Here is a 20,725-nt window from a genome sequence, read left to right on the forward strand (position 1 = left end):
CCATGGCTGCGCCAGCCCAATTCGACGATCCCGGCATTTATAACCGCGAAGTTTGCCATAAAGCCTGGGGTTTGGCGCCATTTGCTCGACGGGCGCCTGTCCCCGGGATTGTGGTCACGCTTCGACCAGGCTCCATTGCTTGCTCAGGCGCTTGTCGGAAATCGGTACCTTGGTGCCCAACTGCTGGGCAAACAGCGATACCCGGTATTCCTCCAGCCACCAGCGATACAGCTCCAACTGAGGGTCGCGCTTGCCTTCCTGGGCGTGCTTGTTGAGGCGATTCTGATACTGGCTCCACAACCCACTCAGTTCGGTACTCCAGACCCGATCCTTCTGCACCTGGCTCGGCAGTTTCTCCAGGCGCAACTCGATAGCCTTGAGGAAACGCGGCAGCTCCTTGAACCATTGCGCCGAGGTTTCCCGCACGAAACCGGGATACACCAGGTTGCTCAATTGCTGCTTGATGTCATTGAGAGCCACGGCCTGGGCCAGGTCAATCTTGCCTTTGAAGCGTTTTTGCAGGCCATGCCACAGTTTCAGGATTTCGAGGGTCAAGCGCGCCTGGCGCTCGGCATGTTCGGTCCAACTGCCACGCTTGCGCTCGGCCAAGGCGGCCAGGCCGGCGCCGTCACGTGGCAGGCTGGCTTCGCCTTCCAGCACGCAGCTGTCGAGGCTGGCCAACAGAATGTCTTCCACCAGGGCCTCGATACGCCCCAGCTCGCGGTACATCAGGCCCAACTCGGTCAGGCCGGGCAACTTGCCCCGCAGGAATTTTGCCGGCTCGGCCAGTTGCTGCAGCAGCAAACGCTGCAAGGCCCGACGGTGCTGGAACTCCGCCTCGGCGGCGGTGGAGAAACGTCCTTCCTTGACCGTGCCGTTTTCTTCCACCAATGCCGGATACACCGTCATCGACAGGCCGGCGATGTTTTGCTGGGTTTTCTCGGCCACCGCCGCAAAGACCTTGGCTTCCACCGGCTGCTGGCTTTTCGCGGTCTGCGGTACGGCCAATGCGGCCTGGCTGGCTTCAGCGAAACGTGCAGTCAGCTCGGCCAGGTCGCGGCCTTCACCGAGGAACTTGCCCTGGCCGTCGACCACTTCCAGGTTCATCTTCAGGTGGTTTTCCACCTGTTGTGCGGCCTCGGCCCAGGCTTCATCGCTGACCCGTGCCCCGGTCATGCGCAGCAACTCGCGCCCCAATGCCTGGGGCAACGAGCCTTGGCCAAATTCGATGCGTTGCAGGGCGGCCTTGACGAAATCCGGTACCGGCACGAAGTTCTTGCGCAGGGCCTTGGGCAAGTTGCGCACCAGGGCAATGCACTTGGCCTCGATCACACCCGGCACCAGCCACTCCAGGCGCTCGGGCGGCAAGGCCGGCAACAGCGGCGCCGGCACGCGCAAAGTCACGCCGTCCCGGGGATGGTTGGGTTCAAAGTGATAACTCAAGGCCAGGGCCAGGTCGCCCAGGTGCAAGGTGTCCGGGTAATGGGCGGCAGTGACTTCACTGGCCTCGCGGGCCAGCACGTCTTCTTCGCGCATGATTAACAGCTGCGGGTCTTTCTGGCTGTTGACCTTGTACCAACTGTCGAAGGTCGCGGTCTGGTGGATCTCGGCCGGGAGGCGCGCGTCGTAGAAGGCGTACAGAGTTTCCTCGTCCGCCAGGATGTCGCGCCGGCGGGCCTTGGCTTCCAGCTCGTCGAGCTGTTCCAGCAGTTGCTGGTTGGCCGTCAGGCAGCGGGCCCGGGACTGAATCTCGCCGCGCACCAGGCCTTCACGGATAAACAGCTCGCGGGACGTCACCGGATCAATCGGCCCGTAATGCACCGGCCGACGCCCGACGATGATCAACCCGAACAGGGTGATCTGCTCAAACGCCACCACTTGGCCACGCTTCTTCTCCCAATGGGGTTCGAAGTGGTTTTTCTTGATCAAATGCCCGGCCAACGGCTCGATCCAGTCGGCGTCGATCTTGGCCACCATCCGTGCATACAGCTTGGTGGTTTCCACCAGTTCCGCAGTCATCAGCCACTGCGGGCGCTTCTTGCCGATGCCCGAGGAAGGGTGAATCCAGAAACGCCGCTGACGCGCGCCGAGGTAATCGCCCTCTTCGGTCTTCTGGCCGATCTGACTCAGCAGGCCGGACAGCACCGCCTTGTGCAGTTTCGGGAAATCCGCCGGCTCCTTGTTGACGGTCAACTGCATGTCGCGGCAGATCAGGCTCAACTGACGGTGGGAATCACGCCACTCCCGCAGGCGCAGGTAATTCAGGAAGTTCTTGCGGCACCAGTTACGCAACGGGCTGGCGGTCAATTCCTGGCGCTGCTCTTCAAAACCACGCCACAGATTCACCAACCCGGCGAAGTCCGAATCCGGGTCCTTCCACTGTGCGTGAGCCTGGTCGGCGGCTTGCTGGCGTTCCGGCGGACGCTCGCGCGGGTCCTGGATCGACATGGCGCTGGCGACGATCAGCACTTCCTGCAAGCTGCCGAGCTTGGCAGCTTCCAGCAACATGCGGCCCATGCGCGGGTCCACCGGCAAACGCGCCAACTGGCGGCCCATCGCGGTGAGCTGGCTGTTACGGTCGACGGCCGACAACTCTTGCAGCAGGTTGAAACCGTCGCTGATGGCCTTGCCATCCGGCGGCTCGATAAACGGGAAATCGGTGATCTCGCCCAGGCGCAGGTGCAGCATCTGCAGGATCACGGCCGCGAGGTTGGTGCGCAGGATTTCCGGGTCGGTAAATTCCGGACGACCGATAAAGTCTTCTTCGCTGTACAGGCGTACGCAAATCCCCGGCTCAACCCGCCCGCAGCGGCCTTTACGCTGGTTGGCGCTGGCCTGAGAAATCGCCTCGATCGGCAAGCGCTGGACCTTGGCCCGGTAGCTGTAACGGCTGATGCGCGCGGTGCCGCTGTCGATTACATAACGAATGCCCGGCACGGTCAGCGAGGTCTCCGCGACGTTGGTCGCCAGCACCACGCGTCGGCCCGGATGGGACTGGAAAATCCGCTGCTGCTCCGCCGGCGACAGGCGCGCATACAGCGGCAAGATTTCAGTGTGCTTGAGCTGGGCCTTGCGCAGCATGTCGGCGGCGTCGCGAATCTCGCGCTCGCCGGGCAGGAACACCAGCACATCGCCGGGGCTCTTGCGTTCGCTGCGTTCAAAGGCGGCGATCTCATCAAGGGTGGCGAGAATCGCCTGGTCGACGGTCAGGTCGTCCTCGACGCGGTTGCCCTCTTCGTCCTGCTCCAGGGTCAGCGGGCGGTACCAGGTTTCCACTGGGAAGGTGCGGCCCGACACTTCGACAATCGGCGCATCGTCGAAGTGCTTGGAAAAGCGCTCCAGGTCGATGGTCGCCGAAGTAATGATGACTTTGAGGTCCGGACGACGCGGCAGCAGGGTTTTCAGGTAGCCCAGCAGGAAGTCGATGTTCAGGCTGCGCTCGTGGGCTTCGTCGACGATGATCGTGTCGTAGCGTTCGAGGTAGCGGTCGTTCTGGGTTTCGGCCAGCAGGATGCCGTCGGTCATCAGCTTGATCAGGGTGTTGGAATCACTCTGATCTTCAAACCGCACCTGGTAACCCACCAGGGATCCCAGCGGTGTCGCCAGTTCTTCCGCGACCCGGCTTGCCACGCTGCGCGCCGCAATCCGGCGCGGCTGGGTATGGCCGATCAGGCCGTATTGGCCGCGGCCGATTTCCAGGCAGATTTTCGGCAACTGGGTGGTTTTACCCGAGCCGGTCTCACCGGCAATGATCAGCACCTGATGCTTGAGCAGCGCCGCCTTGATTTCGTCGCGCTTGGCGGCGATCGGCAGGCTGTCGTCATAGCGAATCACCGGCAGGCTGGCACGCCGCGCCGTCACCTGGGCGCAGGAGGCCTGCATCCGCGTCACCCACTGCGCAAGTTTTTCCTCATCGGGTTTCTTGCGCAGCTCAAGCAGTTGCCGCCGCAAGCGGTGGCGGTCGGCGAGCATGGCGTGATCGAGGTTTTTCAGCAGTTGGTCGATAGCGGGCGCTTGGTCAGTCATCAGGTACGCAAAGGTCGTCTATGTAGGCAGGGGGCGGATTGTCGCAGAAAAGCGCCGCCACGCGCTCCCCTCATTCATTGTCCAGGCCCTTGCGCCGGTAAGGAAACACATCGATCACCTTGCCGGCGCGAATCGCCTCTTGCAGACCTTTCCAGTAGTCGGCGTTGTACAACTCGCCGTGCAGTTCGTCGAACAGCCGGCGCTGGCCAGCATCGGCAAACAGGAACGGCGGGAATTCCTCCGGGAACACATCCAGTGGGCCGATGGAATACCAGGGCTCGGAGGCCATTTCATCTTCCGGAGTACGCGGTGCCGGGATGTGGCGAAAGTTGGCCTCGGTCAGGAAACAGATTTCGTCATAGTCGTAGAACACCACGCGACCATGGCGGGTGACGCCAAAATTCTTCAGCAACATATCGCCAGGGAAAATATTCGCCGCCGCCAGTTGCTTGATCGCCAGGCCGTAGTCTTCCAGCGCCTCGCGGACCTGGGCTTCGTTGGCGTTTTCGAGATAGAGGTTGAGCGGGGTCATGCGCCGCTCGGTCCAACAGTGGCGGATCAGTACCGTATCGCCTTCCACTTCGACGGTGCCGGCGGCGACTTCAAGCAGCTCGGCCAGGCATTCGGGCTCGAACTTGCTCAACGGAAAACGGAAGTCGGCGAACTCCTGGGTGTCTGCCATGCGCCCTACCCGGTCGACACTTTTCACCAGCCGGTACTTCTCGATCACCGTGGCGCGATTGACGTTCTTCGACGGCGAAAACCGGTCCTTGATGATCTTGAACACGGTATTGAAGCCCGGCAGGGTAAACACGCTCATGACCATGCCGCGCACGCCCGGGGCCATGATGAACTGGTCGTCGGTGGTGGCGAGGTGGTTGATCAGCGCCCGGTAGAACTCGGATTTTCCGTGTTTGTAGAAGCCGATGGAGGTGTACAACTCGGCGATGTGCTTGCCCGGCAGGATGCGCTTGAGGAAGCCGATAAACTCCGCCGGCACCGGCACGTCCACCATGAAATAGGAGCGGGTGAACGAGAAGATGATCGACACGTCGGCTTCGTCGGTGATCAGCGCGTCGATCTGGATGCCGCGCCCTTCCCGATGCAGCAGCGGGATCACCAGCGGCCACTGTTCGTCGCGGGTGTAGATGCGCCCTACGAGGTACGCGCCTTTGTTGCGGTACAGCACCGAGGAGAATAGTTCGACGTTGAGGTCCGGGTCTTTGCAGACCCAGTCCGGCAGGTTTTCGCGCAATTGCGCTTCCAGGCGGCGCAGGTCGGCGGGCAAGTCGGCGTAGGGCTCGCTGAAACGGTAGTCGGCGAAAATCTGTTCCAGCATGCCTGCCAGCTTGCCGCCCGGCTTGTAGGTGCGGGTCTGCGCCGCCCGGGCGCGGCGCAGGCTCGGCCGCGTGGTGTGAATGAACATGCAGCCGTCGCTGATCAGGTCATGGCTGAACAGCCCGCAAAACGTCGAGTTGTACCAGGTCTCGGACAGCTCATCGTCAAACCGCAGGTCGATCAGGCTGATGTAGGCGCTTTTCACCAGCGGCCAGGCGGCAATGTCGAGTAACACGGCTTCATCGAAGGCCGCCCGCAGCCGCGCCGTGACTTCGCTGACCTTGTCTTCATACAGGTTGATGCGCGCCGCCGAGGCCGCCTGCCCTTGCTGCCACTGTGCCTTTTCGAAACGCTCCCGGGCGCCATCGGTGATCTGGCGGAAGTGCTCGCGGTAGTCGTCGAAGCCGTCGAGGATCATCTGCGCAATGTCGAGGGCGGGCGTTTGCTGCGGCATTTGGGAAACCTCTGCGGGCATTTGGAGTGAGCTGAGCTTAGCCAGTGTGCAGGAACAGGAGAAGGGACATTTTTTCGTTCAGCCTTGTACAGGTTTGTTCATTTTGTACATTTATTTTCAGTTTTATTAAGTCGACCATTCGGTCAATAAAAAACCTAGAAGTCAGTTCAGCCAAGTTAAACGTTTCATCTGAAGGCCTTTAACCACGGGCCTCCCCCGGGAGCCCCTGGAAAACCCGAGTATTTGCTCTAGCACGCTGGACCTCACTTCCCTTTGGAGCATTGGATCCAACGTAAGGGAAACCCTTATTACCTTCATGATGGCTCTTTGCTATATAGCGCGCCCTCTCCCACCTAACAAGGTCAGAAGACCGGTCCGGGAACAGGTTCTAATCGACCAAGGAGCATTGAGATGTCATTGAGGAATATGGGGATCGGCCTGCGCGCCAGTCTGAGTTTTGGGGTGTTGGCCAGCCTGTTGATCGTGGTCGGCCTATTTGGTTTAGGCCAGATGGCCAAGCTGCGGGAAAGCGCGCTGATCATCGAAGAGTCGTGGATGCCGAGTATTGAAAACATTCACGACAGCGCCGCCTATGTCGCCAGCATCCGCCTGGAAGCGTTGCGCTTGCTCACCACCGATGAGTCCCGGGTGCGCGACAACAGCAAAAACCTGATCACCCGCCAACGTGGCGACCTTGAAGAACTGCTGAAGCGTCACGAAACCTTGCTGAGCAACGAGCAAGAACGCGACCTGCTCAAGCAGTTGAAAGCCAACGTTGCGACCTACATGACGATCGTCGCCCAGATGATTCAACTGGTCGACCAGGACCAGCAGCAAAACGCCATGGACCTGCTCAACAGCCGGCTGGCGCCCCAAGGCATGGTCCTCAATAAAAGCCTGGAAGACATGATCACCTTCAATCAAAAAGGTGTGGAAGGCGCCGCAGAGTCGGCGGCGCAGATGTACACCAGCGCCCAATGGGTGGTCGGCAGCATCATCGTCACCGCCCTGCTCGCCACCTTGTTGCTGGCCTGGCTGCTGACCCGCAGCATCACCGCGCCCATTGGCCAGGCACTGACGGTGGCCCGTACCATCGCCTCCGGCGACCTGAGCCGGCCGATCGTTGTGGAAGGCAAAGACGAGCCGGCGCAATTGCTCAGCGCATTGGCCACCATGCAGACCAACCTGCAGGACACCATCCGTGGCATCAGCGAATCGTCGCAGCAGTTGGCCTCGGCGGCCGAAGAGATGAGCTCGGTGATGGAACAGAGCACCCGCGGCCTGCAGGCGCAGAACGATGAAATCGAACAGGCTGCCACCGCGGTGACGCAGATGAGCGCAGCAGTAGACGAAGTGGCGGGCAATGCGGTGTCCAGCGCCGAAGCGTCCAAGGCCTCCGACGAAGACAGCAAGCACGGCCATTACCAGATCAGCGAGACCATCAGCTCGATCCAGAACCTGGTGGACGAAGTGCTCGGGGCCTCTACCAAGGCCGAAGGCCTGGCGGTGCAGGCCCAGGACATCAGCAAAGTACTGGAAGTGATTCGCGGGATTGCCGGTCAGACCAACCTGCTGGCGCTCAACGCGGCGATTGAGGCGGCCCGCGCAGGCGAGGCCGGTCGCGGTTTTGCCGTGGTGGCGGACGAAGTGCGCTCCCTGGCGCAGCGCACCCAGGACTCCACCGAAGAAATCGAGCAGATGATCAACGGCATCCAGCAAGGTACCCAGGACACCGTCGGGGCCTTGAACAGCAGCGCCGAACACGCCGGCCAGACCTTGCAGCGGGCCAACAGCGCCGGCAGTGCGCTGGAGAAAATCACTGCGGCGATCTCGTAGATCAGCCAGCGCAACCTGGTGATCGCCAGCGCCGCCGAGCAGCAGGCACTGGTGGCCCGAGAGGTGGACCGCAGCCTGGTGAACATTCGGGACCTGTCGACACAAACCGCCGCCGGTGCCACCCAGACTTCGGCGGCCAGCCAGGAACTGTCGCGGCTGGCGGTGGACCTCAATGGCTTGGTAACGCGCTTCGTGCTGTAAAACATGTATTAGCGATTGTGTCAGACAGGTCCGTGGGCAACACTTCCGCCCTTATCAAACAGGAGTTTTTCCGTGAGACCTGTCGACACCCTCCACCTGTTGGTGCTGGCCGCTATCTGGGGCGCGAGTTTTTTGTTCATGCGAATTATCGCGCCGGAAATCGGCACCATTCCTACGGCATTTTTCCGGGTGTCGATTGCCGCCACCGGCCTGCTGGTGATCCTCGCCATGATGCGGGTGAGCTGGGATTTCCAAGGCAAGTTCAAGACGGTCCTGTTGCTGGGCGTCATCAACTCGGGCATTCCCGCGACCATGTATTCGGTGGCGGCCCAAGTGCTGCCGGCCGGTTACTCGGCGATCTTCAATGCCACGACGCCGCTGATGGGCGTGCTGATTGGCGGGCTGTTTTTCAGTGAGCGTCTGACGCCGTCGAAAATTGCCGGCGTGTGCCTGGGGCTGTTCGGCGTTGGCATCCTGACCCGCGCCGGGCCGGTGGCCTTCGACATGGAACTGCTGATGGGCGCGCTGGCGTGCTTGTTGGCGACTACCTGTTATGGCTTTGCGGGCTTCCTGGCAAGGCGCTGGCTCGATCAACGGGGCGGGCTGGACAGTCGTCTCGCAGCCTTGGGCAGCATGCTCGGGGCCACGCTGTTCCTGCTGCCGCTGTTTGCCTGGAGTGCCATCAGCCATCCACCGGCCAGTTGGGGTGGCTGGCCTGTGTGGTTGTCGTTGCTCGGATTGGGGCTGGTATGTACGGCGTTTGCCTACATCCTGTACTTCCGCTTACTGACCTCCATCGGCCCGGTGAAGTCGATGACCGTGACCTTCATGATTCCGCCGTTCGGGGTGTTATGGGGTGCATTGCTCCTGGATGAACCGCTGTCCATGGCGCATCTGTATGGTGGGCTGTTGATTGCGGGGGCATTGTGGCTGGTGCTTCGGCCAGGGAAATTGGCCGGGAAGCTGTAGGAGCGTTTCGGCTCCTACAGCTGGGGTTGATCAGCTCTTACGGAACACAAAAGCCAATCCGACAATGATCAGGCCCATCCCCAGCAAGCTCAGGATTGCCAGCTTGTTGCCGAAGATCAGGTAATCCATCACGGCCGTCACCGCGGGCACCAGATAGAACAAGCTGGTGACATTCACCAGGTTGCCCCGAGCGATCAGCCGGTACAGCAACAGCGTCGCCAGCAGCGACACCACCAAGCCCATCCACAGCACCGGCACGAAAAAGCCGCTGCTGTGTTCAAAGTGGAACGGCTGGAACGGCACAAACACCGAGCACAACAACAAGCCTGCGAAGTACTGCACCGGCAGCGTGCCCAGCGGGTTATCGGTGATGCGCTTCTGCATGATCGAGCCGAAGGTCATGCTGGCCAGGGCCAACAGGCCAAAAAGTATGCCCGCCAGGGACATCCCGGACATGCCGATGCCCTGGTACACCACCATGATCAACCCCGCCAACCCCAGCGCCAGGCCGAACATCCGGCTCCAGGAGCGCTGACGCTCCATCAACACCACGGTCAGGATCGGTTGCACGCCCATGATGGTAGCCATCATGCCGGGCGTGACTTTGAGGTCCAGGGCCAGCAGGTAAAAAATCTGGTAAGCCCCCAACAGCACCAGCCCGGTGGCCGCCGCGTAAAGCATCGGCTTGCCGGGACGCGGCAACTTCAGCTTGAGGATCGGGACCAGTATCACCAACCCCGCCAGGGCGATGGCAAAACGGATCAGCAAAAACGCAAAGGGCGAAGCGTGGGCCAGGCCCCATTTGGAGAAAATCGCCCCGCTGCTCCACAGCAAGACAAACAGGCTCGTCGAGGCCGCCGCGGCCACGGATTGTTTCGAAATAACAGACATGGATACCACCTGTAATCAGGCAAAAAGCCAACTCAGCAAAGGCTGAAATTCAGTAGGTTTTTTTCAGGCGGGCACAGGGGGAACAGCCATCAGCTGATCAGCCCGAAATGCCAACACCCGGCGGTGATACGACTGCGTACACCGGCGTGCTACTGACAGGTGGGGGGTAGTGACTGATCTGCACAGGCTGCTGGTTCCCGCACGGCACGACCGCAGCGTTGACCGCTGAATCGACTACCGCTATGCGCAAGGAAGCTGGCATGTGCTGATCTTTTTTGAAGGGATGGACAGGTGTCTGAAAACACCTGCGGTCGACTATAACCAGCTGGGGACATGCTTTGCAATGACTTCGCCAAAAGGCCAGTAAGGACAGCTTGGGTCAACACCACTAGCCTTGGGAAAAACCAATCCGCTCCGAATCCGGGGGGCTTTTAACTCATGATGACCAATGCCAAAAAAACGCGATTCTCTGCGCTATCAGTTATACCGCTCAAAGGCGCTACACCTTGCGAAAGCCTCTACAAGGCAGTGGTACGAAGCCCTTAAACAGGATGAAAGCAATGACGTCGACTTGACCAAGGTGCGATTTGAGCCCATCAACACCGAGGCATTGATTGCCTATCAAGAATGGGATGAGGCCCCACACTTTAACTGGGAGGAGATTGCAACGTGGAAAGCGCATGAGCCACTGGCGGTTGACCTGTCCATTTGGTTCGACGTCGAATTATGTGGGTTGTGCTTTGCCAACCCAAATCAAAGTCGGTTGCGGATCAAAATCATCCGACTAGAAGGCAAACCCGGAAAAACCCATCCATTGAAAAGCCGTATCGCTGCGCTGACGATGATCGCCGTTGATCATTACGCACAGATCATCGGCAGTCAGTGGATAGAGATTCAAGAACCCGCGCCTGGTGCAATTCCCGTCTACAGGAATCTAGGCTTTGACTTCGACTCCCAAGGGAGGCTTGTGATAGCAGTAGAGAAGGCTTAGCATCGTAACCATGTTCAATTAATGATCAACAGTGGAGGCTAATATGGGAGCAGTTCCTAAAAACTCCGTCAGCCAAAAATCATCATCGAAGCCAATAAAAGAGTCTGGAGTACCAGCACTAGCACTCACCGCCAATCAGCGCCGTTTTCTCAGTGCAGCCATGACGACCAGCGTTGATGAGCCCAGCCTTTTAGCGGGCAACCCCAACAAATCAAAAGCATAAAAAACCGCTCAATCGAGCGGTTTTTTTATGCCTGCAAAAGCCTTAACCAAACAACCAATACCCCAACGCCGTCAGCACTACCACTGCCAGCACCGGCCGCAGGATGCGATAAGCCTTCGGATGCTTGCGCTTCCACTGCTTGACCACACCGCTGAAGCTGTCGCTGAAGCGCTTGCTCCAGGCATACGCCTGGTTGATCCCGCCAACGCGTTCGTCATCCAGGTTCTGCGGCGCGGTAGCGCGGCCCAGTTGGGCGCTGACCCAACGGTTGATGCGCGTCATCAGGCGGCTGCTCAGCGGGCGTTCGATGTCGCAGAACAGGATTACCCGGGTGTGCTCGGTTTCGTTCTTCACCCAGTGCACGTAGGTCTCGTCGAACATCACGTCTTCACCGTCACGCCAGGCATACACCTGGCCGTCGACGAAGATACGGCAGTCGTCGGAGTTCGGCGTGGACAGGCCCAGGTGGTAACGCAGGGAACCGGCAAACGGGTCACGGTGCGGGTTGAGGTGGCTGCCACCGGGCAACAGGGCAAACATCGCGCCCTTGACGTTGGGAATGCTGCTGACCAGGGCCACGGTTTTCGGGCACAGCAGTTCAGCCGACGGCAACGGCTTGTCGTACCACTTGAGGTAGAACCGCTTCCAGCCCTTCTTGAAGAACGAGCCGAAACCGGCATCGTTGTTCTTCTCGGCGGCGCGGATGTAACCCTCGTCGAACAGGTGCATGGCCTCTTCGCGAATCACTTCCCAGTTGTCCTTGAGCACGTCCAGCTCCGGAAACTTGCTGCGGTCCAGGTACGGCTTGGACGGCACGGCGGAGAAGATGTACATCAAGGCGTTATACGGGGCGAACAGCGCCGAATGGTTGACGAACTGACGCAACATCGGCAAGCGGGCCTTGCCACGCAAATGCACGTACAGCGTACTGCCGATAAACAGCAGCAACACCGACAGTTTGGCGGCCAAAGAAAAGGTCATGCAGCAACTCCTGGAAATAGGCGTCTGGCCATTAGCCTCCCATTATCGGGAAACCAGACGTAGCAGCCGGCCATGATAAACACTCCGGGCCTCGGGAAAAACCCGCGCACTCCAACAATCAGCATCTAGCGGTGCGCGATAACGGGCCAATTATGCATAAGGGCCGCGCCATCGCGCTGATTTGAATCAAGCCTGGTTTTCCTGATCGGTAAACAAATCGGCGAACAGCATGCTCGACAGGTAGCGTTCACCGGAGTCAGGCAGCACAACGACGATGGTCTTGCCCTGCATTTCCGGCTTCTCCGCCAGGCGCACCGCCACGGCCATTGCCGCGCCACAGGAGATACCGCAGAGAATCCCCTCCTCCTGCATCAGGCGCAACGCCATGGCCTTGGACTCTTCATCGCTGACCAGTTCGACTCGGTCGACCATCGACAGGTCGAGGTTTTTCGGCACAAAACCGGCGCCAATGCCTTGGATCTTGTGAGGACTGGGCTTGATCTCTTCACCGGCCAGCGCCTGGGTAATCACCGGCGAGCTGATGGGCTCCACCGCCACCGACAAGATAGGCTTGCCCTGGGTGTTCTTGATATAGCGCGACACCCCAGTGATGGTGCCGCCGGTGCCTACGCCTGCTACCAGCACGTCCACGGCACCATCGGTGTCATTCCAGATTTCCGGACCGGTGGTTTTCTCGTGGATCGCCGGGTTGGCCGGGTTTTCGAACTGGGCCGGCATAAAATACTTGGCCGGGTCGCTGGCGAGGATTTCGCCGGCCTTTTCGATCGCGCCCTTCATGCCCTTGGCCGGCTCGGTCAACACCAGTTCGGCGCCGAGGGCCTTGAGCACCTTGCGGCGCTCGATGCTCATGGAAGCGGGCATGGTCAGCAACAACTTGTAACCACGAGCGGCGGCAACAAACGCCAGGCCGATGCCGGTATTGCCGGACGTCGGCTCGACAATGGTCATGCCCGGCTTGAGTTTGCCGCTGCCTTCGGCGTCCCAGATCATGTTTGCGCCAATCCGGCATTTCACCGAATACCCCGGGTTACGCCCTTCGATCTTGGCCAGGATAGTCACGCCACGCGGGGCGATGCGGTTGATCTGAACCAGGGGCGTGTTACCGATGGAGTGCGCGTTGTCTGCAAAAATGCGGCTCATGACGGGTCCTTAAGGCAATTTCAGGAAGGCCCCAAGGGTATGCCTCGTGTTGCGAGGCGTCCAGTCAAGCGAACGTCCGGCGACGGCAGCAGTCAATCGCCTACACGGATGGAGAAAATTCCCATGAAACGTCGCTACAGTTGGCCCCTCTGGACCCTCGCCGGGGTCGTGGTACTGCTGGTCGTCCTGGATATCGCCCTGCCCTATCTGGTGCGCAACTACCTGAATGACAAACTCGCCGACATGGGCGATTACCGCGGCCAAGTCACCGATGTCGACCTGGCACTGTGGCGCGGCGCCTATCGAATCAACGGGTTGCAGATCGTCAAGGTCGACGGCAAGGTGCCGGTACCGTTCGTCAAGGCGCCGGTGATCGACCTGTCGGTCAGCTGGCATTCGCTGTGGTACGACCACGCGGTGGTGGCCGAGGCGCAGTTCATCAAGCCGGAACTGAATTTCGTCGACGGCGGCACCAACAAGCAGGCATCCCAGACCGGTCAGGGCACCGACTGGCGGGAACAACTGGGCAAACTGTTGCCGATCACCCTCAATGAGGTGCACATCAACGACGGGAAAATCGCCTTCCATAACTTCAGCTCGAAACCGCCGGTGAACATGTATGCCACTCAGGTCAACGCGACCTTCTACAACCTGACCAACGTGGTGGACGTCAAAGGCCAGCGCGACGCGCGTTTCGATGGCAAGGCACTGTTTTTGGGCCAGGCGCCGCTGGAAGCCACCGCGACGTTTGACCCCTTGAGCAATTTCGAAAACTTCGAATTCCGCTTCCGGGCCCGGGATATCCAACTCAAGCGCATGAATGACTTCGCCTCGGCCTACGGCAAATTTGACTTCAATGCGGGCACCGGCGATCTGGTGGTCGAAGCCCAGGCCGAAAAAGGCCAATTGACCGGCTACATCAAGCCTTTGCTGCGCAACGTCGAGGTGTTCAACTGGCAACAGGATGTCGAGAACAAGGACAAGAGCATCTTCCGCTCGATCTGGGAGGCCGTGGTGGGCGCCAGCGAGACCGTGTTGAAAAACCAGAACAAAAACCAGTTTGCCACCCGCGTGGAGCTGAGCGGCAACGTGCACCAGCAAGATATCAGCGCGTTCCAGGCGTTTTTGCAGATTTTGCGCAACGGTTTCGTCCAGGCTTTCAACGCCCGCTATGAACAGCCCAAGCCCTCGACAGATTGATCTTCAACGTGACTGCCCATTCAGAGACTGAATAGCCCGTCTGCGTTCACAGTCGCCGGGGCTGCGCGGTATAGTCGGGCAAAGCTGATTACTCGCCCGCTTCGGTCCCCGACCGTTCGGCGTCACGTTCGAGGATTGATAGATGAAGTTCGAAGGCACCCAGGCCTACGTTGCCACCGATGACCTGAAACTGGCCGTCAACGCCGCCATCACACTGGAGCGGCCACTGCTGGTCAAGGGCGAACCGGGCACCGGCAAGACCATGCTCGCCGAGCAACTGGCCGAAACCTTTGGCGCCAAGCTGATCACCTGGCACATCAAGTCCACCACCAAGGCCCATCAGGGCCTGTACGAGTACGACGCGGTGAGCCGCCTGCGGGACTCGCAGCTGGGCGTGGACAAGGTGCATGACGTACGCAACTACCTGAAAAAGGGCAAGCTCTGGGAAGCCTTCGAGTCCGAGGAACGGGTCATCTTGCTGATCGATGAAATCGACAAGGCCGACATCGAATTCCCCAACGACCTGCTGCAAGAACTCGACAAGATGGAGTTCTACGTCTACGAAATCGACGAGACCATCAAGGCCAAGAAACGCCCGATCATCATCATTACCTCCAACAACGAAAAAGAGCTGCCGGACGCGTTCCTGCGCCGCTGCTTCTTCCACTACATCGCCTTCCCGGACCGCACCACCCTGCAAAAGATCGTCGACGTGCACTACCCGGACATCAAGAAGGACCTGGTCAGCGAGGCACTCGATGTGTTCTTCGACGTGCGCAAGGTACCGGGCCTGAAGAAAAAACCGTCCACTTCCGAACTGGTGGACTGGCTGAAACTGCTGATGGCCGACAACATCGGCGAAGCGGTACTGCGCGAGCGCGACCCCACCAAGGCCATCCCGCCCCTGGCCGGTGCCCTGGTGAAAAACGAGCAGGACGTGCAGTTGCTGGAGCGCCTGGCGTTCATGAGCCGTCGCGGTAACCGATAAGGGCGATTGCCATGCTGCTCAACCTGTTCAATGAAATGCGTGCAGCCAAGGTGCCGGTCTCGGTGCGTGAGCTGCTGGACCTGATCAACGCGCTGAAACAGCGCGTGACCTTCGCCGACATGGACGAGTTTTACTACTTGGCCCGGGCGATTTTGGTGAAGGACGAACGGCATTTCGACAAGTTCGACCGGGCCTTCGGCGCCTACTTCAATGGCCTGGAAAAACTCGACGATCACCTGCAAGCACTGATTCCCGAAGACTGGCTGCGCAAGGAATTTGAACGCTCGCTGACCGACGAAGAGCGCGCGCAGATCCAGTCCCTCGGCGGTCTCGACAAGCTCATCGAGGAGTTCAAGAAGCGTCTAGAAGAACAGAAGGAACGCCACGCCGGCGGCAACAAATGGATCGGCACCGGCGGCACCAGCCCGTTCGGCTCCGGCGGTTTCAACCCCGAAGGCATTCGCGTGGGTGATGCCGGCAAGCGCCAGGGCAAAGCGGTCAAGGTCTGGGACCAGCGCGAGTACAAGAACCTCGATGATTCGGTGGAACTGGGCACCCGCAACATCAAGATCGCCCTGCGCCGCCTGCGCAAGTTCGCGCGTCAGGGGGCGGCGGAAGAGCTGGACATCGACGGCACCATCGACCATACGGCACGCGATGCCGGGTTGCTGAATATCCAGATGCGCCCGGAGCGGCGTAACACCATCAAGCTGCTGTTGCTGTTCGACATCGGCGGCTCGATGGATGCCCATGTGAAGACCTGCGAAGAGCTGTTCTCCGCGTGCAAGACCGAGTTCAAGCACCTGGAGTATTTCTACTTCCACAACTTCATTTATGAATCGGTGTGGAAGAACAACATGCGCCGGGGCTCGGAACGCACCTCGACCCAGGATCTGCTGCACAAGTACGGCGCCGACTACAAAGTGATCTTTATCGGCGATGCGGCCATGGCGCCGTATGAAATCACCCAGGCTGGCGGCAGCGTCGAGCACTGGAATGAAGAGCCCGGGTATGTGTGGATGCAGCGGTTCATGGAGAAGTACAAGAAGCTGATCTGGATTAATCCGTACCCGAAAGACACTTGGGGCTATACGGCGTCCACCGGGATAGTCCGGGACTTGATCGAGGACCAGATGTTTCCGCTGACGTTGCGTGGGCTTGAGGAAGGGATGCGCTTTTTGTCGAAGTAACCTGTTTCCCAGACAACCACGATCAAATGTGGGAGCGGGCTTGCTCGCGAAGACGGTGTATCAGCCAATATATTCGGTGACTGACACTGCGCTTTCGCGAGCAAGCCCGCTCCCACACTTTGTCCTGCGGTGGTCTTTAGTTTCTGGCGAAGCGGCGTAAATACTCCACCTGCTGCCGATGCGCCGTCTCCTGCATCACCGGCGCCAACCTCACCTTCTCCCCCGGCAAACACTGCGCCAGCCGCGCCAGCGCCAATGGCGTCAACGCACCCAGTCGCGGATAACCGCCAATGGTCTGCCGATCATTGAGCAATACAATCGGCTGCCCATCCGGTGGCACCTGGATCGCGCCCAGCGGGATGCCTTCCGAAATCAGCGACGGTCCCTGATATTCCAGCGGTGTGCCGAGCAAGCGCATGCCCATGCGGTCGGCACGGCTGTCGAGGGTCCATTCACTGTTGAACACGTCAAACAGACTCTGCCCGCCGAACTGGCCGATCTGCGCCCCGAGGATCACCTCCAGTGGCGCCTTCGAATCCAGTTTCGGCAATTGCTCCGCAGACAACACCCGCATCGCACCGCCCACACCTGAATAGCTCAACTGCGCACCTTCAGCCAGCGCTCGGCCAAAGCCATCCAGCCCGCCCAGTTCTTCACGCGCCACCGTAGCGCAACTGCCCAGCACCTGCGGCGCATCAAACCCGCCCGGCGCTGCCAGGTAGGCCCGCGCGCCGCTGAACGGCTGGGTAAACCGCAAACGCTGGCCTTTTTGCAGAATAAAACTGCGCCCCGGGCTGATCGCTCTTTCATCGACATAAGCGCCCAAATCCGCCCCGGCCAGCGCCAGCAGACAATAGTCCTCGGCTTGCACGGTGAAGCCACCCAAGGTGATTTCCACCACGGGCGCATCCAGGGCATTGCCCAGCAACCAATTGGCCCACGACATCGACACCCAATCCAGCGCGCCGCCCTGGGTCACGCCCAAGTGCCTTACGCCAAAACGTCCAGCGTCCTGCAACAAGCACAGCGGGGTGCTGGCCTCGATCAACAAGCGGCTCATGCCTGGGCCTCCAACGGTGTGTCATCGCCACCCAGGTTGATGAATTCGCTATGGCTCACCGCTTCGTAACGCACGGTGTCCCCCGGCTGCATGAGGCTGTAGCCCTCGCGCTCTCGATCAAACAGCTTGGCCGGTGTGCGGCCGATCAGGTTCCAGCCACCCGGCGATACCACCGGATAGGCCGCCGTCTGCCGCTCGGCGATCCCCACGCTGCCGGCCGCCACCCGCTTGCGCGGCGTATTGAGCCGTGGAGCTGCGAGCAGTTCGTCCACCAGGCCCATAAAGGCAAACCCCGGGGCAAAGCCCAAGGCGAACACCTGATATTCGTGCTGGCTGTGGCGACGGATCACCTCCTCCACCGCCAGCCCACTGCGCTGCGCGAGCAACGGCAGTTCGGGGCCGACGCGCAGGTCATACCAGACTGGCAACACATGGCATTGCCCGCTGCCCTTGGGCTTTGGCTGCAGCGCTTCAAGCGCCTGATCGATCAACTCCCGCGCCTGGGCCGGGCTCAGCGCCATCAGGTCGTAATGCACCATCAGGGTCGTGTAGGACGGCACCAGGTCCACCAGCGCCGGGCCAAAACCTTCCCGCAAACGGCGGGTGGCGGCGAGCATCCAGGGCATGTTGTCCTCGGCGATCACATCAAACAGGCGCACCATCAGGCTGTCGATGGCTACGACTTCAATCCGTGGTTTCATGCTGGGGTCAACGCCTCGCGGATGCGCTGCACGGCGGCCACCGAGCTGGCGTTATCGCCGTGTACACACAAGGTATTGGCCTGCAGGTGCAACGGGCTGCCGTCGCTGGCGACCAGATGCTCACCCCGGGCGATGATCAAGGCCTGCTGGATGATCTTTTCCGGATCGTGGTGCACCGCCCCCGGCAACTGGCGGGAGACCAGATGGCCAGCGCTGTCATAAGCACGATCGGCGAAGGCTTCGAACCACAGGGTCACGCCATATTCGTCGCCCAGGGCCTGGGCAGCGCTGTTGTCGCGGGTGGCCATCAGCATCAACGGCAGACTGGCGTCGTAGGCCGCCACGGCCTGGATCACCGCACGCAATTGCGCCGGCTTGGCCATCATGTCGTTGTACATCGCGCCATGGGGCTTGACGTAGCTGACCCGCCCGCCTTGGGCCCGGCAAATACCGTCGAGGGCGCCGATCTGGTAGTGCAACAGGTCCTGGATTTCCTGCGGGGTGTAGGCCATGGAGCGGCGGCCGAAACCCTGCAAGTCCTGGTACGCCGGGTGTGCGCCCACCTGCACGCCATGCTTGAAGGCCAGACTGACGGTCTTGCGCATGATGCTCGGGTCGCCGGCGTGGAAGCCGCAGGCAACGTTGGCGCAATCAATGAAAGGCATGACCTCGGCATCCAGACCCAAGGTCCAGTTGCCAAAGCTTTCTCCGATGTCGCAGTTCAATAGCAGGCGGCTCACGGTAGGGCTCCTGTAGGCTTTGTTTTTTTGTAGTGTGGGATCTTTTACCAAGATCTCGCAACGATGTTGTCCTGAACCCCAACGACGCTTATCGTGAGACAGCTCGATTTTTGGCGTTTGCGACACGCTGCGTCCAACTAATAAAAACCGATCCATGCATAAGAAAAGTTGATCCCATGAATTTGAAGTTCCTCGAAACCTTCGTCTGGGTGGCCAAGCTCAAGAGCTTTCGCCTGACGGCGGAGAAGCTGTTCACGACCCAGGCCTCGATCTCCAGCCGCATCGCCGTGCTGGAAAGCGAGCTGGGGGTGAAGCTGTTCCTGCGCGACTCCCGGGGGGTGAGCCTGACGCCGGAGGGCTTGAAGGTGCTCGATTATGCCGAGCAGATGATGGCGACCATGCAAGGGCTCAAGCAGTCCCTGGAAACCACCAGCAGCAAGGTCGGGCGTATCCGCATCGGGGTGATGGACACGGTGATCCACACTTGGCTAAGCGCGCTGGTGGCAGAACTGACGGACCACTTCCCACGGGTGGAAATCGAGTTGGTCGCCGATACCGCGCTGAACCTCAGCGATCAGTTGCAAAAAGGCTTTCTCGACCTGATCCTGCAAACCGACCTGCTGCGCCAGGAAACCGTGCGCAGCCTGGAACTTGCCAGCCATCCCATGGGCTGGATCGTCGCCAGCCACTCGATCTACAACCGCGACTACGCGTCCCTCGCCGAACTGGCCCAGGAGCGCATCATCACCTACTCGAAAAACTCCTGTCCGCACCAGGACGTGCTCAGCCTGATGCAGGCGAACGGCGTAGCCGCGCCACGAATGAGCTGTGTGAACTCGGTGTCGGCGATCACCCGCCTGCTGCGGGACGGGTTCGGGATTGGTGCGTTTCCGCCCGTATTGGTCAGCGAAGAGTTGGCACGAGGAGAATTGACCATGCTGCCCATGGAGCAACGACCACCGAACTTGCAGGTGGTGGTGTCGTGGCGAATAGGCGTGGAGTTGGTGGAGGAGATTGTGGCGCTGTGCCAGAGCGTGGTGGAGCGGTATGCGCAGAAGGTCGGCGAGGGTTTGATGGTGCTGAGCAAACCCATGCCACTGAAGGAACCGATTTAAAACTGTGGGAGCGGGCTTGCTCGCGAATGCGGTGTACCAGCCAACCTATATGTCACTGACGCACTGCATTCGCGAGCAAGCCCGCTCCCACAATTTGACCGCGTCAGCCTTTAAAGCCCCTTGAGGTCCCGCTCTTCAATCGGCCGGCTCTGGCGCAGGCGCTTGCCGCCCAACACCACCCAGTCGATCAGGCGGAACAGGCATTCCAGGCCAAACGACAACAGCATCGCCCCACCCAGGCCCCAGCCCATGGCTTCCGGGGTCAGTAACAGCATGTAGCTGTAGCCGTTCCAGGTTTCCTGGCGAATTGCCGGGTCGGCAGCCACGGCCACTTGCAGCGCGCGGATGTACCACGGGCCTTGCATCGCCTGGAACTGTTTATCCAGCGCTACCTGGCGGTCGAGCAACGTGCCCAGGCTGTTGGCATCGCTGCGAAACACCGGGTCGTCACTGGCACGGTAATGAGCCACCAGCGCCTGCAAATCGCCGTTGAAGAACTGCTGCGCCGTAGCATCAAAGCCGCGCAGGCCGGTCTGGGCCTCGATCAGATGGGCTTCGACGCGCTTGGCGTAGTCACTGATGAATCCCGGTACCTGCACACCGACCAACAGACCCACGGCAAACAACACCAGTCGCAAATAGCTGAGCAACATATTCGAC

Annotated in this window: 16 protein-coding genes and 1 pseudogene; 8 read left to right on the plus strand and 9 right to left on the minus strand. The window is 60.2% G+C overall.

Annotated elements, in window-relative coordinates:
• Window positions 1-114: 114 nt before the first annotated feature.
• Window positions 115-4,026: an ATP-dependent RNA helicase HrpA gene (hrpA, locus tag BLU46_RS08505; RefSeq protein WP_093200618.1), complete on the minus strand. Its 3,912-nt coding sequence runs from the start codon at window positions 4,024-4,026 to the stop codon at window positions 115-117.
• Between the two features lie 70 nt (window positions 4,027-4,096).
• On the minus strand, window positions 4,097-5,818 hold the full coding sequence (gene aceK, locus BLU46_RS08510; protein WP_093200623.1) for a bifunctional isocitrate dehydrogenase kinase/phosphatase: 1,722 nt from the start codon (window positions 5,816-5,818) through the stop codon (window positions 4,097-4,099).
• 411 nt (window positions 5,819-6,229) lie between these two features.
• Here aceK and BLU46_RS08515 point away from each other — a divergent pair.
• Window positions 6,230-7,855: pseudogene (locus BLU46_RS08515) on the plus strand (methyl-accepting chemotaxis protein).
• Between the two features lie 72 nt (window positions 7,856-7,927).
• Window positions 7,928-8,824 carry a DMT family transporter gene (locus BLU46_RS08520; RefSeq protein WP_063032512.1) on the plus strand — a complete coding sequence of 299 codons (897 nt, stop codon included), beginning with the start codon at window positions 7,928-7,930 and terminating at the stop codon, window positions 8,822-8,824.
• Between the two features lie 30 nt (window positions 8,825-8,854).
• On the opposite strand, the gene BLU46_RS08525 is transcribed toward BLU46_RS08520, so the two are convergent.
• Window positions 8,855-9,715, minus strand: a complete 861-nt coding sequence (locus BLU46_RS08525; RefSeq protein ID WP_093200628.1) for a DMT family transporter — start codon at window positions 9,713-9,715, stop codon at window positions 8,855-8,857.
• Window positions 9,716-10,163: 448 nt separating this feature from the next.
• Here BLU46_RS08525 and BLU46_RS08530 point away from each other — a divergent pair, with 448 nt between their 5' ends.
• A complete protein-coding gene (locus BLU46_RS08530) occupies window positions 10,164-10,706 on the plus strand; it encodes a hypothetical protein (RefSeq protein WP_093200632.1) in 543 nt (180 codons plus the stop codon).
• A 43-nt stretch (window positions 10,707-10,749) separates the two neighbouring features.
• Window positions 10,750-10,929 carry a hypothetical protein gene (locus BLU46_RS32825; protein ID WP_157721293.1) on the plus strand — a complete coding sequence of 60 codons (180 nt, stop codon included), beginning with the start codon at window positions 10,750-10,752 and terminating at the stop codon, window positions 10,927-10,929.
• A gap of 42 nt (window positions 10,930-10,971) precedes the next feature.
• Here the strand turns inward: BLU46_RS32825 and BLU46_RS08535 are convergent, their stop codons facing one another.
• Together BLU46_RS08535 and cysK are read right to left on the minus strand one after the other, a co-directional pair.
• On the minus strand, window positions 10,972-11,910 hold the full coding sequence (locus BLU46_RS08535; RefSeq protein ID WP_017479171.1) for an aspartyl/asparaginyl beta-hydroxylase domain-containing protein: 939 nt from the start codon (window positions 11,908-11,910) through the stop codon (window positions 10,972-10,974).
• A gap of 186 nt (window positions 11,911-12,096) precedes the next feature.
• Window positions 12,097-13,071 carry a cysteine synthase A gene (gene cysK, locus BLU46_RS08540; RefSeq protein ID WP_063032516.1) on the minus strand — a complete coding sequence of 325 codons (975 nt, stop codon included), beginning with the start codon at window positions 13,069-13,071 and terminating at the stop codon, window positions 12,097-12,099.
• A 123-nt stretch (window positions 13,072-13,194) separates the two neighbouring features.
• Here cysK and BLU46_RS08545 point away from each other — a divergent pair, with 123 nt between their 5' ends.
• From BLU46_RS08545 to BLU46_RS08555, 3 genes are all read left to right on the plus strand, one after another.
• Window positions 13,195-14,271 (plus strand): DUF748 domain-containing protein, encoded by a 1,077-nt coding sequence (locus BLU46_RS08545; protein WP_063032518.1) that lies wholly within the window; start codon window positions 13,195-13,197, stop codon window positions 14,269-14,271.
• 142 nt (window positions 14,272-14,413) lie between these two features.
• On the plus strand, window positions 14,414-15,259 hold the full coding sequence (locus tag BLU46_RS08550) for an AAA family ATPase (protein WP_093200637.1): 846 nt from the start codon (window positions 14,414-14,416) through the stop codon (window positions 15,257-15,259).
• An 11-nt stretch (window positions 15,260-15,270) separates the two neighbouring features.
• Complete coding sequence (locus BLU46_RS08555; protein ID WP_003210689.1) at window positions 15,271-16,449, plus strand: vWA domain-containing protein; 1,179 nt, start codon at window positions 15,271-15,273, stop codon at window positions 16,447-16,449.
• Between the two features lie 136 nt (window positions 16,450-16,585).
• Here BLU46_RS08555 and BLU46_RS08560 read toward each other — a convergent pair whose 3' ends face one another.
• The 3 genes from BLU46_RS08560 to BLU46_RS08570 are packed head-to-tail and all read right to left on the minus strand — an operon-like array spanning window position 16,586 to window position 18,950.
• Window positions 16,586-17,509: a 5-oxoprolinase subunit C family protein gene (locus BLU46_RS08560; protein WP_093200641.1), complete on the minus strand. Its 924-nt coding sequence runs from the start codon at window positions 17,507-17,509 to the stop codon at window positions 16,586-16,588.
• On the minus strand, window positions 17,506-18,210 hold the full coding sequence (pxpB, locus tag BLU46_RS08565) for a 5-oxoprolinase subunit PxpB (RefSeq protein WP_093200645.1): 705 nt from the start codon (window positions 18,208-18,210) through the stop codon (window positions 17,506-17,508). The genes BLU46_RS08560 and pxpB overlap by 4 nt, the downstream gene beginning before the upstream one ends.
• On the minus strand, window positions 18,207-18,950 hold the full coding sequence (locus BLU46_RS08570; RefSeq protein ID WP_093200652.1) for a 5-oxoprolinase subunit PxpA: 744 nt from the start codon (window positions 18,948-18,950) through the stop codon (window positions 18,207-18,209). The genes pxpB and BLU46_RS08570 overlap by 4 nt, the downstream gene beginning before the upstream one ends.
• Window positions 18,951-19,126: 176 nt before the next feature.
• Here BLU46_RS08570 and BLU46_RS08575 point away from each other — a divergent pair, with 176 nt between their 5' ends.
• A complete protein-coding gene (locus tag BLU46_RS08575; protein ID WP_063032526.1) occupies window positions 19,127-20,065 on the plus strand; it encodes a LysR family transcriptional regulator in 939 nt (312 codons plus the stop codon).
• Window positions 20,066-20,175: 110 nt separating this feature from the next.
• Here the strand turns inward: BLU46_RS08575 and BLU46_RS08580 are convergent, their stop codons facing one another.
• Window positions 20,176-20,718, minus strand: coding sequence for a DUF2937 family protein (locus tag BLU46_RS08580; RefSeq protein ID WP_017479178.1), 543 nt, complete (start codon window positions 20,716-20,718; stop codon window positions 20,176-20,178).
• Window positions 20,719-20,725 lie beyond the last annotated feature (7 nt).

The organism is Pseudomonas yamanorum, assembly GCF_900105735.1.
GTDB lineage: Bacteria > Pseudomonadota > Gammaproteobacteria > Pseudomonadales > Pseudomonadaceae > Aquipseudomonas > Aquipseudomonas yamanorum.